The sequence below is a fragment of the Bacillus sp. AC266 genome, assembly GCF_979253805.1.
In genome coordinates this window covers 1-240 of record NZ_CEEDEC010000068.1, presented here as the reverse complement: position 1 = coordinate 240, position 240 = coordinate 1, and the positions used below count along the sequence as shown (strand labels likewise).

Genomic DNA, 240 nt, shown 5'->3' with positions numbered 1-240 from the left:
AAATATAAGTAAGTGTACATCGTCGGCACACCTGCAAAAATCGTTGGTTCATACGTACGACAAATACGGAATACTACTTTCGGACTAAACCTCGGTACCATTAAAATCGTTGCCCCGTTCACAATCGGCGCATTTACCGCAACTGTTAACCAGAACACATGGAACATCGGCAATGCCGCAACGACGCGATCATCCGCAGTATATTGTAAATATGACGCAACATCGCGTGCATTACTATAT

Annotated in this window: 1 protein-coding gene; it reads right to left on the bottom strand. The window is 43.8% G+C overall.

The window, feature by feature from the left end:
* On the bottom strand, window positions 1-240 hold a 240-nt coding region (locus AC0IXC_RS29360; RefSeq protein ID WP_471653727.1), incomplete at both ends, for an AMP-binding protein.